Here is a 15,302-nt window from a genome sequence, read left to right on the forward strand (position 1 = left end):
GTAAGCTAAGACGCATTTAAAGTGCTTATTCTTAAGATTAGCCGAATCTCCCTCAATCCCTTTACTGTTGCCTCTTGCAAGAGTGCCTCTTGCCTCGTCTCAACAAGCAATTTAAATTACGAACAGCTTAGTGGCTTAGATGTGTAATTAATTGTGCTTAGATACTTAGAACGATAAATTAAACGTCGGCCAGTTAATTAAATACACTTATACTGTTCCCGATCGATTGACTGGAATCGATAAAAATCCTTGAGGGGGAGTGATGGGTTGACTTTTCCTGACAATTCTCGCCATCTAGACGGGAAAAAAAGTAACCGATGTCAAACCTAGCACTTAGACTCTCTTCTCTCCCTGTCAATTCCGGTGTTTTCAGGGGTTTTTTCGCCGATAAGTATTAACGGGTATGCTGCCGATATTTCCGATGATTGACAATTTTCTAGCACTCGAGCCTTTCCACTACGGAAATTCGAGTTTATCATAAAAAGAAATCCTCTCTCAGGTAAGAGCGGTAGTATGGCTTACTCGACACAGCAGTTAATTGAAATCCTCGAGCGAGAAATGCACGCCACTTGCAAAGGGGAACGTCTGTTACTCTCCCCGGCGGAGCGCATTGATAATCCGGTGATTGCCAAGGCGATCAATCTAGAAAAGGTGGGCAAAGTCTTCGCCTATCAGGATTTTCGCCGCCAAGTTCACGATTATCAACAAAAATATCAGGTTTCGGGTATTATCTGGCGTGTTTGTCAATGGGGCGATCGCACTCTCCGTTATCCCGAAATTCATAATCAATTAGTTGCCGTGGCGGGTGACAAGGAAATTCTCATGGCTGCCAAAGCCTCGGTTTTAGAGTTTTGGAACAGTATCACCTCTAATATGAATTTTTGGTGGGCGCTTAACTCCCGTCGTCCCATTTCTGCCGATTCTCTAGCCGAATTAGTTGCCCAGTCGGAATGGGCGGAATTAGATGTGGCGCGCACGGAATTATATCTCGGCCTCTGTTGGGGTAATCCTTTAGAACACCAGTATCAATGGTCCCAACCCTTTTCTGGTTGTCATCGCATTATCGCCGCCGTCGATGAACCTAGTTCGATTAAGGTCTGAGGACGATTGATGTCTTGGGAAGTGGGGAAGTGGGGATAATAAATAAAAGCTACCTCCTGTCTCCTGCATCCTATTGTAAAGTTTTGTTAATTTTTCTGGGATTAGGACGTTTTGTAAAAATAGATACAGAATTGTATGTTATATATATTAGTGGGTGATTAAAAAAGTTCAAAATGCGATTTGCAGATCGGAGGAAATGATTATGTCCACAGAACAACAAGCTCGTGCCTTAATGATGCGTCACCACCACGCCGTTAAAAATCGTCAACAATCGATGTTAGGCAGAAGTGCTTCTGAAATCGGTATTGACAATGATAATGGCCACGGGGAAACCGTTCAACGTCGCTTCTCGGCCGACTTCTCTTCCCAAACTTATGATCGCTCTGGTGCTACTCTGAGTTAGGCTCTTAGATTTCGCCAAAGTGTCAGCTTTCAATCTTAGAATTAAGTGAACAATCAGCCCACACAAACCGAGATCGGGAGGTGTGGGCTTTTGGTTTTTAGAGATAGGGGTCATTCCTGGGCCGATTACGGGGTTTCATCAGGATTTATGCCTAATTGCCGTAATTGCGCCGCTAAACGTTCCGCCCGTTGACGTTCGCTTTCGGCCTGTTGAGAGGCTGCCTGAGCGCGTTGACGTTCGATTTCAGCATTCTGACGTTCGATTTCGGCTAATTCCGCAGGTAAGAGGATTAAATTGCCATCTAGATCATAAAAACGCAGCCAAGGGGCTTCTTCTCGTTGGATGCTGCCCATCCAGACTCCTAACCATAATCCCAAACGTTGACACCATAACCAACCGCGCTGGTCGGGAATAATTTCTTGATAGCATTGATTTTGGTCTAACGCCCAACCTTGCAGGGAAGTGGCATCAAAGGGATTATAAACGAAGTATTGGGAACAGCGAAAAGTCCGCTCATAGAGGTCTTTTTTGATAGTTAAATCGATTTTTGCGGTGCTTTCTGACATTAATTCTACGATCACATCGGGATAACGTCCCTTTTCGTTCCAAACCACCCATCCTTGTCGTTTATAACTACCATCGATATCGAGGACAACGAAAAAATCGGGGCCACGAAAATCTTTATTAAAAACCCGCTCACGGCTAAAGTAAATAAACATATTACCGCCAACAAAAAAGTCCTCTCGATCCTGATAGGCTTGTTCGATAGAATCGATTAAGACATTCATGGCCTTGCGGTGACGGTGCGTTTCCAAAGGTTCTCCATCATCAAAAATCAAGTCTTCTGGAGGAATGGGGGGTTCTTCCCAATCGATAACTGGAGGAGTGAGGGGTTGAGTCATCGGGGTTACGTCCGGGATAGAGATGGTTTTATTTTATTTGCAAGACGAGGCGATATTTAGGTAGTCCAGTTCTCAATTTTTCCATAGCTTCATTCACCTGGGAGATAGGATAGGTTTCTGTCACCGGTTCAATGCCATGGCGAGAGGCAAATTCAATCATTTTACTGACGGTACTGGGACTACCCAAAGGACTGCCGGAAATCGATTTTTGACCCATAATCAAGGGAAAAGCATAGGTAGCCATGGGTTCAAGAACAGCGCCAACAATATGCAGACGACCTTTGGGACGTAAACAGGCGATATAAAGACCCCAATCGAGATTAACGTTAACGGTAGAGATGATGAAATCAAAGTAATTTTGTACCGATTGCAAGGCTTCGGGGTCTCTGGAATTGATAAAATGAGTCGCGCCTAATTCTTTGGCCTCCGCTTCTTTATCGGGACTACTAGAAAAAGCGGTTACTTCGCAGCCCCAAGCTTTGAGGAATTTTAAGGCTATATGGCCCAATCCACCAATACCAATCACACCAACTCGGGCCGTGGGTTTAATATTAAATTGGACAATCGGATTAAAGACGGTTATACCACCACAAAAAAGCGGGCCAGCTTTGGCAGCATCCAACTGGTCCGGCAAGGGAACTAACCAACTATGATGAGCGCGGACTCTGTCGGCAAAACCGCCATGGCGACCGACGATAGTTCCTTCGGCAGTGGCACAAAGGTTTTGATCCCCCGACATACAAGTTTCACAGGTGGAACAGGAACGGGAAAACCAACCAAGACCGACTCTTTGCCCTAGGTTTAATTCTTTGACTTTAGCACCAAGAGCGGCGATCGTGCCGACCACTTCATGGCCGGGGACAAAGGGATAGGTGGTCAGTCCCCAATCGTTATCGAGCATACTTAGGTCACTGTGGCAGATGCCGCAATATTCCACCGCAATTTCTACATCTTCATCCCCTAATATACCTGGATCGTAGTCAAAAGGCTCTAGTTTTCCGCCTTTTTCTCGGGCAGCATAGGCTCTAATCATGATTAAGTCCTCTAGGATCGCTTTATTGCTTATCTTATCCTAAATTGCTCTGAGTATGGCTTGTCCTCAATCCTGTTTAAAAGGTATAGGAAAGTGGGAAACACCGGAGCGGGGGAAACAATCCATAACTTGGGAGTTAATCATACTGTTAAAACGGATTTGAGCGGACTAGCGATCGCTAAATAGTCAAAAGGGTGATTTTTTGATACTACAAAAAATCGGGATCGAAAGCATCAGCAAAATTACTGGTTTTGGGTTAAGCTTGTATCTGACCTAATAGACCACTCGCCTGCCGCTTGTGGATTTTACCGAGAAGTTTTGTTAGGATCGGATAAAAATTGTCCCGTTTCATCCTCGGCAAGATTTAGACGAGGTGAAAAGCCCGTGGCCAATTTGGGGACAATTTTTGTAAACGATTGTATCCTATTAAGCAACGTCATTATGAGAGCGTCATGGGAAAAGTCATCGGCATCGACTTAGGGACAACCAACAGTTGTGTTGCCGTACTCGAGGGAGGTCAGCCGATTATAGTTCCTAACTCGGAGGGGGGAAGGACAACTCCTAGTATCGTGGGGTTTGGCAAGGCCCAGCGCCTCGTGGGACAACTGGCCAAACGTCAAGCGGTCACTAATGCCGAAAATACCGTCTATAGCATCAAACGCTTTATTGGTAGGCGTTGGCAAGACACCGAGGTAGAAAGGGGACGAGTTGCCTATCATTGCCAACGCGGTCGCGATGATACCGTCAATATCAAAATTCGCGATCGGGAATTTACCCCCCAAGAAATCTCGGCCATGATCCTGCAAAAATTAAAGGCCGATGCTGAGGCCTATCTGGGGGAACCGATCAACGAGGCCGTGATTACAGTTCCTGCCTATTTTACCGATGCCCAACGTCAAGCCACTAAAGATGCGGGGATGATCGCAGGATTAGAAGTATTAAGAATTATTAACGAACCCACCGCCGCCGCCCTGGCCTACGGTTTAGATAAACAAAACGAAGATCAACATATCCTCGTTTTTGACCTGGGGGGAGGAACCTTCGACGTTTCCGTCCTGCAACTGGGAAAGGGAGTCTTTGAAGTGAAAGCCACCGCCGGCAACAACCATCTTGGGGGGGACGATTTTGATAACCTCTTAGTGCGCTGGCTGGTGGAGAACTTTCAAAGCCAAGAAAACATCGATCTAGCCAGCGATCGCATGGCGATCCAAAGACTGCGAGAAGCCGCCGAAAAAGCCAAAATCGAGCTTTCTAGCCTGATTAGCACCTCGATCAATCTCCCCTTCATCGCCGCCGACGAAACCGGCCCTAAACACCTAGAATTAGAACTAACTCGCGCTAAATTCGAGGAATTAACCAGAGAATTAGTGGAAAAAACCCTCGAACCCGTACAACAGTCCCTCAAAGATAGCGAACTGCAGCCTAACGATATCGATCGTGTCATCCTCGTCGGCGGTTCCACCAGAATCCCCGCCGTACAGCGATTAATCTCCCGTTTCTTTTCTGCAGGCCAACTCGATCGCTCTGTTAATCCCGATGAGGCCGTGGCTTTGGGGGCGGGGATTCAAGCTGGAGTTTTAGGTGGAGAAGTGGAAGATGTCCTCCTCCTCGATGTCACCCCCCTTTCCCTCGGCATTGAAACCCTCGGCGAAGTCTTTACCAAAATTATCGATCGCAATACCACTATCCCCACCAGCAGATCTCAGGTTTTCTCCACCGCTGCCGATGGTCAAACTTCGGTGGAAATTCATGTTCTACAAGGGGAACGGGCCATGGCCCGGGATAATAAAACCCTCGGTAAATTTCTCCTGACGGGAATTCCTCCCGCTCCTAGGGGTATGCCACAAATCGAAGTGGCCTTCGAGATCGATGTTAACGGCATCTTGAAAGTGGCCGCCAGCGACGAAGGCACCGGCAAGGAACAAAGCATTGTCATTAGCCATACTGGAGGGCTGAAACCGAACGAAATTGAAAAAATGCGCCTAGAAGCCGAAAAATACGCCGAATTTGATCGCAGTCGTCTGCAAATGATCGATATTCGCCACCAATCCGATAGTCTTTTCTATAGCTACGAAGTCACCCTCAGGGAAAACAGCGAGTTAGTCACCCCCGATATCCGGCAACTGGCGGACAAGAAGCGGCAACAGTTAGAAATCGCCCTGCGCGACCCCTCCCTATCCCCAGAAAAGCTAAAAACCACCCTAGAAGAATTTCGTCAGATTGTCCTCGAAATCGGTACCCGCATCTACAGGGGTAAACAAGACGAAACCCAAGCCCTCAACGCTACTGGTTTTGAATCGATCGATGTCACCGAAAGACAGACCCGGCCCACCCGCATCCAGACCACTTCCTCGAATACCTTCGCCGACCGGCCAACCATCTCCCACACTAGAACCAGAACCTATAGTAATCTGGAAACTAAAGCTGGCAAATCGGGCAGTGATCAGGCTCCCTATGATGAGGAAGAAATGAGCGCCAGTGACTACGAGGCCGTAGATTAAAAAAGGGAAAAGCTATCGGTCGTCAGGAGTCGTTCGACAGGAGACTCCGAGACGGTCGTCAGGAGATAGGGTGATAGGGTTTTGGGGTGATAGGGTTTTGGGGTGATAGGGTGATGAGACAGCTTCCCCACTTCCCCACTTCATAATTCATAATTCATAATTCCCCACTCCCCCACTCCCCCACTTCCCCACTCCCCCACCCCTAACCCCCAACAAAAAGAAATAGTAGGGATAACCCAACTAAACTATTATGTATAGTTTGTTAGAGTAACAACTAGACTTAAACTCTATTTATAAATTGCCCGCAGAACCATAGCCCCCTATGCCCACTGATTACTACGAAATTCTAGGTGTCTCGCGAGATGCCGGCAAAGAAGACATCAAACGCGCCTATCGTCGTCTCGCCCGAAAATACCATCCCGATGTTAACAAAGAACCGGGAGCCGAGGAATACTTCAAGGAAATTAACCGCGCCTACGAAATTCTCTCGGAACCAGAAACCCGCAATCGTTATGACCGCTTTGGTGAAGCTGGGGTTTCTGGGGGCGCTGCCGGTTTTGATGCCGACAATATGGGCGGTTTCGCCGATATATTTGAGACAATCTTTAGTGGTTTCGGCGGCATGGGCGGCCAAGCAACCACCCGCCGACGCACAGGCCCTACCCGGGGCGAGGATCTGCGTCTCGATTTTAGACTGAAATTCCGCGAGGCGGTCTTTGGCGGTGAAAAGGAAATCCGCATCCGTCATCTGGAAACCTGTCAAACCTGTAAAGGCAGTGGGGCCAGACCGGGGACGAGTTCCCGCACCTGCACTACTTGCAATGGTACTGGTCAGGTGCGTCGTGCCACCCGTACTCCCTTCGGTACTTTTGCTCAGGTTTCGGTCTGTCCCACCTGTGACGGTGCTGGCGAAGTGATCGAGGAAAAATGCGACGTTTGCGGCGGTTCCGGACGCAGACAGGAAACCAAAAAACTGAAAATTACCATCCCCGCGGGGGTTGACAACGGCATGAAATTGCGCGTTGCCCGGGAAGGAGACGCAGGACTGAAAGGCGGTCCGCCGGGGGATTTATTTGTTTATCTAACCGTGGAAAACGATGGGGAATTTCAACGGGAAGGTAATGACATTAAATCGGATGTCACGATTAGTTATATCCAAGCCATTCTAGGCTGTACTATTAAAATTAATACTGTAGATGGCCAAGAAGACCTGACTATCCCTGCCGGTACTCAACCGAACACCGTACTGATTTTAGAAAATAAAGGGGTTCCCAAATTAGGCAATCCCGTCAGTCGCGGTGATCATCGCATTACCGTTAAAATCTCGATTCCTACCCGTGTCACGGGAGAAGAACGGGAATTGCTGGAAAAATTGGCGAAAGTTCGCGGGGAAACCGTGGGGAAAGGCGGCATCGAGGGTTTTTTAGGTAATATCTTCCATAAATAACTATGACTTTAGACCTGCGCGGCACTCCCTGCCCAATTAATTTTGTCCGCACAAAATTGCAATTAGAGAAAATGACCGCCGGGGAACGGTTGGAAGTCTGGTTAGATGCCGGGGAACCGATCGAACAGGTTCCCACTAGCCTGACCGTGGAAGGTTATCAGATAGAATCGATCGAAGACCGAGATAGCTTTTTTGTTCTCAAAGTCTATCGTCCCGATTCCTAAATGGTAGATGCACAATTAACCGATTTATACGGTACAGTGGTGGCTGTACAGGCAAATTTCTATCAGGTACGCTTGGATTCTCCCGTTATCGGCGAAAATCTTCTCTGTACCCGTCGCGCTCGCTTGCAAAAAATCGGTCAATCGGTAATGGTTGGTGATCGGGTACGCGTGGAGGAGGTCAATTTTGCCGATCAACAGGGTGCGATCGCAGAAGTCCTCCCCCGCAGTACCGAGATCGATCGGCCGGCCGTTGCTAATATCGAGCAGATTTTGCTAGTTTTTGCCCTTGCTGAACCCGTCCTCGATCCTTGGCTGATTAGTCGTTTTTTGGTGAAAGCCGAGTCCACAGGCTTAGAAATTGCCGTCTGTGTCAATAAAATCGATCTGGGGGAACCAGAACAAATAGAACTCTGGGGCGATCGCCTAGCTGGTTGGGGATACCAGCCCTTTTTTGTCAGTGTGGAGAAAAATCGGGGATTTGAGGCTTTATTGGCACAATTAAACCATAAAATCACTCTCTTGGCCGGTCCTTCGGGAGTGGGAAAATCGAGTTTAATTAATTGCCTAATTCCTGAAATTAATCAACGGGTGGGGGATGTGTCGGGAAAACTGCAAAAAGGTCGTCACACTACCCGTCATGTGGAGTTATTTGCTTTACCAAATCGCGGTTTATTGGCCGATAGTCCGGGTTTTAACCAACCGGATATTAACTGTTCACCAGAACAATTAACTTTTTATTTTCCGGAGGTGAGAGAGCGTTTAGCTTTGGGAAATTGTCAATTTAATGATTGTACTCACCGTCGGGAACCTAACTGTGTGGTCAGGGGAGATTGGGAACGTTACCAACATTATTTAGAATTTTTAGAAGAAGCGATCGCACGAGAACAGTCATTACAGAAAACTAGCACGAAAGAGTCAAGTTTAAAGTTAAAAATTAAGGAAGCAGGTCAAGAAACCTATGAACCCAAATTAGCTAATAAAAAATATCGTCGTCCTTCCCGTCGCGTCAAAAATCAAGATCAGGAACGCTACGAAAATAAAACTCTCCAAGATATTTATAATGATGATTCTGAATAGAATCTCAGGGTGAGAGCATCTCAATTAGGTACTTATTTTGAGCCTATTTTTTTCTCTCTTATTTTCGCTCAAAAACTCTATATATATGGGCGCAGGGATTCCCACCATACAAAAAGCATAAAGCAAGTCTCGCCATTTGTCAAGGGTTTGGGTAATAATCTTCCGGTTGCCGTTTGCCAAGCTCAGAACTAGGATAGGAGAGAACGAGGCATTAATGGAGCAAGAGAGGCTTAGACTGTGACCAATGTAGCGATCGATGTCCGATTAACCGAGACTGCTCTGTGGCAATGGCAAACATGGCAAGGATTGCCCTATCTTACCTGTAATCTCCTAGAGGATTGGTCCCACGGCTTTTTTACCCGTCATTATTACCCCCAAACCCCGGAAGCTTTTACGACCGCTTTAGGGGCAAATGTACCGGTTTATCGCGTCAAACAGGTACATGGCGATCGCCTATTAAATCCCCAAGGGATTACTAACCCAGAAATAGCCGAAGCGGATGGAATTATTACCGATGCTTCCGGTCAAGGGATTTGGGTGGCCAGTGCTGACTGTACACCCGTACTAATAGGCGATCGCTCTAGCGGTGTTGGGGTGGCGATTCATTCTGGATGGAGAGGGACAGCCAAGGGGATAGTTGCCAAAGCAGTTAAGCAGTTATTAAACTCCGGTAGTTGTTTAGATAACTTAGTCCTGGCCCTGGGGCCGGCAATTGCTGGGGAAGTCTATCAAGTCGATGGAGAAGTTGCAGCAGAAGTGGGTTTAAGTTTATTTCCCCAAGAAACCAATCCCGAGCAAATTCTGGCCAATTTATTTAACCTCTCCCCTTCCCCCTTATTTGCTGACGAGGAAAAAGGAAAAGTGCGCTTAGACGTGCGACGGGTGATTTATCATCAACTACAACAGTTAGGAATTAGGGATGAACAAATCGCGATCGCTCCTTTTTGTACCTATCAACAAGAGGAGCATTTTTTCTCCTATCGTCGGGAAAAAGCCAAAAAAATCCAATGGTCTGGCATAGTTAGTCGTTAATAACTGGGTGGACATTCTCACTCAAGAATTCGCCCTTTTCTTTTCACTGATTACTGATTACTGCTCACTGATAACTGAAAAATCCCCCCTTTCCCATGCGTATTGTTTTTTTCGGAACCCCGACTTTTGCTGTTCCCACCCTAAAAAAATTATTAGCCAATCCCGATATAGAAGTGATTGCCGTCGTTACCCAACCGGACAAGCGCCGGGGAAGGGGCAATCAATTAATCCCCTCACCGGTGAAACAAATAGCCATAGAACAGCAAATACCGGTTTGGCAGCCCAAAAGTGTGAAAAAAAACGCTAAAACCTTAAATTTTCTCAGACAATCGCGAGCGGATGCCTTTGTAGTCGTTGCCTACGGACAAATTCTCTCCCCAGAAATCCTAGAGATGCCGAGATTAGGCTGTATTAACGTTCATGGCTCAATTTTGCCGAAATATCGGGGAGCGGCCCCCGTGCAGTGGTGCATCGCTAGGGGAGAAAAAGAAACCGGCATTACCACCATGTTAATGGATGCGGGCATGGACACCGGACCGATGTTACTGAAAGCCTACAGCCCGATCGCTCTTTTTGACAATGCCGAACAGGTGGGAGCAACCCTAGGCCAAATGGGGGCGGATTTGCTCCTAGAAACCCTCTCTAAGCTCGATCGAGCAGAAATTACCCCAATTCCTCAAAATAACGACGATGCCACCTATGCCTCTTTAATTGAGAAATCTGACTATCTAATCCCCTGGCAAGATTCAGGCCGGAGAATTCACGATCGAGTCCGGGGTTTTTATCCTCATGCGCTGACCACTTTCCGGGGACAACCCCTAAAAGTGATGGCCACTATTCCCCTAGAGGATCTCGGTCAACTTCCTCCAGAATTACAGACAAAAGACCTTTCTCATCTAAGCGGAGAAGTGGGATCGATCGTGGCTCTCTGGAAAAATTTCGGGCCGGTAGTGCAGACGGGTGAGGGTTTATTATTATTAAAAGAAGTGCAATTATCGGGGAAACCTCCGCGTTCTGGTGGGGATTTGGTCAATGGTTCCCGTTTAACTATCGGTGAGATTTTCGGTCAATAGTTTTCAGGGGATGGCTTTCCTTTGCTCCTCTATGCTTCACTGGTGAAGATTTTTTTTAACTTGCGAAAGCGATCGGAATAACTTCTTAACACTTCGATCGCAAACATGGGAGTTTCCTGCACGGCAAATAAAAACTGCGGTTGATTGAGATAGGCTAATTTACAATCAGTTTTGGCGATAGCTGTGGATTCTCTGAGTTTATCTGGGTGCAGGAGCGCTCCCGCTCCGAATACTTCCCCTTTTTCTAGAGTTTCTATCAATTGTCCCTTGACATACATCTCCACTTCTCCGCTAAGAATACCGTACATTAACTCGCCCTCCGTGCCATCGGCAAAAATAACTTCACCAGCTGGAAAAGTGCGATCGGGATGATTTTCGAGAATTTTAATCGTTTCTACGGGACTTAACATGATTTAACAAGAATTTTTCGGGTTATCTCTCCCATTTTCCGATACATTGAACTCCCCGATCATCGTTTTTGTATGTAAGAATACATCTCCCCACACCTCAATTCATAATTCATAATTCATAATTCATAATTCATAATTCCTTGAGAAAATACCGGGGTTAAAACTGTTCGATCGCTGCTTGCGTAATTTCTGCGATCGCTGATAACCTGGGACTAACTGGGCCAGTATCGGTGGATAACCAGAGAAGATACTCGACGTTACCCGCAGGTCCGGTAATGGGAGACCAAGTTAAACCCCGATAGAACCATCCTAGGGCTTCGGCGGCCTGTAAAACCTGAAAAATTGCCCCTGCTTGGTCTTGGGGGTCGCGAACTACCCCTTTTTTGCCGACTTTTTCCCGTCCCACCTCAAATTGGGGTTTGACCAATAAAATCGCCTCTCGCGGTGGATTTAATAGCGTCCACAGGGTCGGCAAAACTTTGGTCAGAGAAATAAAAGACAGATCCATAACTGCTAAATTGGCGGGTTTTTCTTGTCCATATAACTTTTCTGGGGTTAAATAGCGAAAATTAGTTCTTTCTAGTAAAATAACTCGTTGATCCTGCCGTAAACTCCACGCTACTTGTCCATAACCCACATCGACCCCATAAACCCGTTTTGCTCCTTTTTGCAAGAGACAATCCGTAAATCCCCCCGTAGAAATGCCGCCATCTAAACAAATGCGATCGCTGACATCAATAGCAAACAATTCTAAGGCCTTAGCTAATTTTTCGCCCCCCCTTGACAAATAGGGCAGTTTCTGCTTAACCTCGATCGCCGCTTCTGGATCGATTTCTGTGGCCGGTTTATCGATGATTTGATGATTGACTTTCACTTCTCCAGCGCGAATTAATCGCTGTGCCTGTTGACGGGAATCACAGAGATTTTTGGCTACTAATAATAAATCTAATCTTTGTTTCGGCAAGGAAGGCCTCCCAATAATCAGCGCCTAATTCTAAAAAATACCTTATTTTTCCGCCAGCAATCCCAGAAGGAAGATTATAACTAAAGATAGGAAGAAGCGGAACCCATCAGCTAAATTTTCGCTGCCATCCCGATATTTTATGGATAAAGATACTCGATTCGCCATTTTGGTCATTGGCATCCCCTTTCTAGGACTAGCTTACTGTGGCTTGATTTTTGCCGTGATGATTTATTGGGTCTGGGCCCGGGAACATCCCGTAACCATGGCCACTTTTTTCGTCCTTGCTCCTTCTTTGATTTCTGGCTCTATCTGGCTGTTAGCTTCCTATAAAGCCCGCCAAAAGCAGCGTTTAGGGTTATAATTGGCGGGACTATCCCATCGGCCTCTAGAGAACAACTAATGTGGGGCAATATGGGGGTGAATTGCCTTCATCCTCCCCTAGATAACTTTTTCTGATCACCACAACTAGGGGAGAGCCTTAAAGATGAGATATTTTTCTGGTGATAGTGAGCATCAAAGGTTTCCAAGTAAGACTGATTAAATAACCCAATCCTGCCACTAAAATAATTGTCGCCCCTGAGGTGAGATTTAAACTATAGGATAACCACAAACCCACTAAAGTAAAAACAATTCCTAGAATAATCGCTAGGATCATCATTCCCTTCATATTTTTAACAAATTGTCCACTGATAGCGGCGGGAATAGTTAATAAAGCAATTACCATAATTAATCCTACCACCTGCATTACTGCCACAATAGTTAAAGCGGTTATTCCCATTAAACCCAAATAAATTACCTCCACGGGAATATTACGAATAATCGCAAAGGTTTCATCAAAAGATATGGCTAACAACTCCTTATAAAAGATACTAACTAAGGTGATAATTAATATATCTATGGCCGCCATTATCCATAAATCATCCCTCGGTACAGTTAAAATACTACCAAAAAGATAACTCATTAAATCAGCTTTATAACCGGGGGTTAAATCAATAAAAATTACCCCAATCGCCATACCAATCGCCCACATCACCCCGATTAAAGTATCGGCTCTCTCTCGGATGCGACGCTGTAAAAACCCCATGCCTAAAGCCGAAAAAAAGGTAAAAAATATCGCCCCCACCAGGGGATTAATCCCGAAAAAATAACCGATTCCTATCCCTCCATAGGCAGCGTGAGCGATTCCCCCACTGATAAAAACCACGCGATTAACTACTACCAAAGTACCAACAATCCCACAGGCAATACTAACTAATATTCCTGCGGCGATGGCATGGCGCATAAAATCAAATTGTAAGGCCTCTAGCATGGGGAATTATGAATTATGAATTAGGGAATTATGAATTATGAATTAGGGAGTGGGGAAGTGGGGGTGTGGGGAGCTTTTTCAGTAAACAGTAAACTCAAAACTCACATCTGATAACTGATAACTGATAACTGATTATTGATAACTCTCAATTACTTGACGAAAATCGCTTTTTTGTTTGACTCCGCGCATTTCCTTGACTAATTCCCGGTCCTTAAAGAATTGTACCGTGGGAGTCCCAGTTACTTGACCCATTTTGGCAATTTCTGGGTCAGCTTCGATGTCAATTTCGACAAAATAAATTTTGCCATCGTACTCATCGACCACTTTATCTAAAATCGGTTTCAGGGTTTTACAGGGGCCACAGGTGGGAGAAACATATTTTACCATTAACAAGCGATCGCCGTCGTGGAATAATTTCCGCAAAGCATAACCCCCAACGTGACGGGTTTTGTCAATATCAAAAGTCTCCTCCGTATCGGCCGGGGTTTCGCTAACGGTTTTCGTCTCGTAATGTTCAGAAGTGGCTGATTGACGGTATTCTTGGATTAAATTATGCTCCGATAACCATCTTTCTGCCAATAACGCCGCCATACACCCCGTACCTGCGGCAGTAATGGCCTGACGGTATTCGTGGTCCTGCACATCTCCTGCGGCAAAAACCCCCTCGACGCTGGTAGCAACAGTCCCCGGTTTGACTTTCACATAACCCACCTCGTCTAATTCTAGTTGTCCTTGGAATAGGGAAGTATTGGGAGTGTGACCGATGGCATAAAATAACCCTCTAACGGCTAATTCGCTAATTTCTCCCGTTTGTGAGTTTTTAATGCGTAGTCCTGCCATTTTACTGCCTGTACCGAACACATCCAGCGCTTGGGTGTGAAAATGAACGGTAACTTTCGGATTATTTAACACCCGGTCCTGCATTGCTTTCGAGGCGCGCATCGCTTCCCCGCGTACCAATAAATGGACGTGAGAGCCGTATTTAGTTAAATATACGGCTTCTTCCGCCGCCGAGTCACCGCCACCGATGACAGCGAGGTTTTCCTCTCTAAATATTGGTGTAGCACCGTCACAGATAGCACAAGCGGAAATCCCGTTACTCCAGAATTGGGCCTCGCTGGGTAATCCTAAGCGTTTGGCAGTGGCTCCCGTGGCGATAATAATACTATTGGCCTTAACTTCCCGGTCCGTGGAACGAATGGTAAAAGGACGCTGACTTAAATCCACCGAGATAACATCTTCGGTATAGCATTCCGTCCCCCATCTTTCGGCCTGTTCCTTCATTCTTTCCATCAGCTTCGGACCGGTGATTCCTTCGGGAAAACCGGGGAAATTTTCTACTTCTGTGGTGGTCATCAATTGTCCCCCCGGAATGCCTCCCGCTTGGAAACCCTCGAACATCAAGGGTTTTAAGTTCGCACGCGCCGCATAAATCGCCGCCGTATATCCCGCGGGTCCCGAACCAATAATGACTAAATTCTCGACAGTCATAACCGTAAATGCAACTCATAACGACTACGCTTTTTAGTATAACAGATAATGTCGGGTGGGTTAGACGACGATAAGTTAGTTGACTCTCCCCCGCTAACCGCGGAGCGCGGTGTAGCGGGAGATTCTCGGTTCATAGGTTTTTAACTAGATCGACCTGGTTTAACCCGGTCGATCCCCGTCAAATCGCCTCCGCGAGCGTTTTCTAACACGGTCAGTCCGACCGCGTTTTTTCCTCGGTTCTCGATTACCTTTGCTGATGCCGTATCTCTCGGTTCAATGTGGCCGCAAGAATCACACCGGTGAACTCTTTCCGATAACGCTTTTTTGCCAGTAAT

The 15,302-nt window shown here is 46.4% G+C and carries 15 protein-coding genes and 1 pseudogene; 9 read left to right on the forward strand and 7 right to left on the reverse strand.

Annotated elements, in window-relative coordinates:
* The first annotated feature begins 513 nt into the window (after positions 1-513).
* Together ACE1AQ_RS17680 and ACE1AQ_RS17685 are read left to right on the forward strand one after the other, a co-directional pair.
* Positions 514-1,101 carry a hypothetical protein gene (locus ACE1AQ_RS17680; protein WP_008204342.1) on the forward strand — a complete coding sequence of 196 codons (588 nt, stop codon included), beginning with the start codon at positions 514-516 and terminating at the stop codon, positions 1,099-1,101.
* A gap of 202 nt (positions 1,102-1,303) precedes the next feature.
* The gene (locus ACE1AQ_RS17685; RefSeq protein ID WP_002771911.1) at positions 1,304-1,504 is read left to right on the forward strand and encodes a hypothetical protein; all 201 of its coding nucleotides are present in this window, start codon (positions 1,304-1,306) and stop codon (positions 1,502-1,504) included.
* Positions 1,505-1,629: 125 nt separating this feature from the next.
* Here the strand turns inward: ACE1AQ_RS17685 and ACE1AQ_RS17690 are convergent, their stop codons facing one another.
* The gene (locus ACE1AQ_RS17690; RefSeq protein ID WP_008204343.1) at positions 1,630-2,406 is read right to left on the reverse strand and encodes a Uma2 family endonuclease; all 777 of its coding nucleotides are present in this window, start codon (positions 2,404-2,406) and stop codon (positions 1,630-1,632) included.
* A gap of 28 nt (positions 2,407-2,434) precedes the next feature.
* Positions 2,435-3,439, reverse strand: a complete 1,005-nt coding sequence (locus ACE1AQ_RS17695) for an NAD(P)-dependent alcohol dehydrogenase (RefSeq protein WP_374808909.1) — start codon at positions 3,437-3,439, stop codon at positions 2,435-2,437.
* A 452-nt stretch (positions 3,440-3,891) separates the two neighbouring features.
* On the opposite strand from ACE1AQ_RS17695, the gene dnaK reads away from it, so the two are divergent.
* From dnaK to fmt, 6 genes are all read left to right on the forward strand, one after another.
* Complete coding sequence (gene dnaK / locus ACE1AQ_RS17700; protein WP_374808916.1) at positions 3,892-5,940, forward strand: molecular chaperone DnaK; 2,049 nt, start codon at positions 3,892-3,894, stop codon at positions 5,938-5,940.
* Positions 5,941-6,262: 322 nt separating this feature from the next.
* Positions 6,263-7,387 (forward strand): molecular chaperone DnaJ, encoded by a 1,125-nt coding sequence (gene dnaJ / locus ACE1AQ_RS17705; protein ID WP_008204346.1) that lies wholly within the window; start codon positions 6,263-6,265, stop codon positions 7,385-7,387.
* A 2-nt stretch (positions 7,388-7,389) separates the two neighbouring features.
* Positions 7,390-7,611 carry a sulfurtransferase TusA family protein gene (locus ACE1AQ_RS17710; RefSeq protein WP_002738399.1) on the forward strand — a complete coding sequence of 74 codons (222 nt, stop codon included), beginning with the start codon at positions 7,390-7,392 and terminating at the stop codon, positions 7,609-7,611.
* Positions 7,612-8,688, forward strand: coding sequence for a small ribosomal subunit biogenesis GTPase RsgA (gene rsgA / locus ACE1AQ_RS17715; RefSeq protein ID WP_008204347.1), 1,077 nt, complete (start codon positions 7,612-7,614; stop codon positions 8,686-8,688).
* Between the two features lie 237 nt (positions 8,689-8,925).
* Entirely contained in the window at positions 8,926-9,720 is a 795-nt protein-coding gene (gene pgeF, locus ACE1AQ_RS17720; RefSeq protein WP_374808912.1) for a peptidoglycan editing factor PgeF, read from the forward strand.
* Between the two features lie 95 nt (positions 9,721-9,815).
* Positions 9,816-10,793 carry a methionyl-tRNA formyltransferase gene (gene fmt, locus ACE1AQ_RS17725; RefSeq protein WP_110543362.1) on the forward strand — a complete coding sequence of 326 codons (978 nt, stop codon included), beginning with the start codon at positions 9,816-9,818 and terminating at the stop codon, positions 10,791-10,793.
* A gap of 29 nt (positions 10,794-10,822) precedes the next feature.
* Here fmt and ACE1AQ_RS17730 read toward each other — a convergent pair whose 3' ends face one another.
* Both ACE1AQ_RS17730 and ACE1AQ_RS17735 read right to left on the reverse strand, forming a co-directional pair.
* The gene (locus ACE1AQ_RS17730) at positions 10,823-11,203 is read right to left on the reverse strand and encodes a cyclic nucleotide-binding domain-containing protein (protein ID WP_110543359.1); all 381 of its coding nucleotides are present in this window, start codon (positions 11,201-11,203) and stop codon (positions 10,823-10,825) included.
* A gap of 157 nt (positions 11,204-11,360) precedes the next feature.
* Complete coding sequence (locus ACE1AQ_RS17735; RefSeq protein WP_106908797.1) at positions 11,361-12,167, reverse strand: TlyA family RNA methyltransferase; 807 nt, start codon at positions 12,165-12,167, stop codon at positions 11,361-11,363.
* 139 nt (positions 12,168-12,306) lie between these two features.
* On the opposite strand from ACE1AQ_RS17735, the gene ACE1AQ_RS17740 reads away from it, so the two are divergent.
* Positions 12,307-12,528 (forward strand): hypothetical protein, encoded by a 222-nt coding sequence (locus tag ACE1AQ_RS17740; protein ID WP_002736250.1) that lies wholly within the window; start codon positions 12,307-12,309, stop codon positions 12,526-12,528.
* Between the two features lie 117 nt (positions 12,529-12,645).
* Here ACE1AQ_RS17740 and ACE1AQ_RS17745 read toward each other — a convergent pair whose 3' ends face one another.
* The 3 genes and pseudogenes from ACE1AQ_RS17745 to ACE1AQ_RS17755 form a co-directional block, all read right to left on the reverse strand.
* Positions 12,646-13,476 carry a metal ABC transporter permease gene (locus ACE1AQ_RS17745; protein ID WP_008204352.1) on the reverse strand — a complete coding sequence of 277 codons (831 nt, stop codon included), beginning with the start codon at positions 13,474-13,476 and terminating at the stop codon, positions 12,646-12,648.
* Between the two features lie 132 nt (positions 13,477-13,608).
* Positions 13,609-14,967: a thioredoxin-disulfide reductase gene (gene trxB, locus ACE1AQ_RS17750; RefSeq protein WP_008204353.1), complete on the reverse strand. Its 1,359-nt coding sequence runs from the start codon at positions 14,965-14,967 to the stop codon at positions 13,609-13,611.
* 140 nt (positions 14,968-15,107) lie between these two features.
* Positions 15,108-15,302: pseudogene (locus ACE1AQ_RS17755) on the reverse strand (RNA-guided endonuclease TnpB family protein); the annotation flags it as partial.

It is taken from the genome of Microcystis sp. BLCC-F209, assembly GCF_041928595.1.
In the GTDB taxonomy this organism is placed as follows: domain Bacteria; phylum Cyanobacteriota; class Cyanobacteriia; order Cyanobacteriales; family Microcystaceae; genus Microcystis.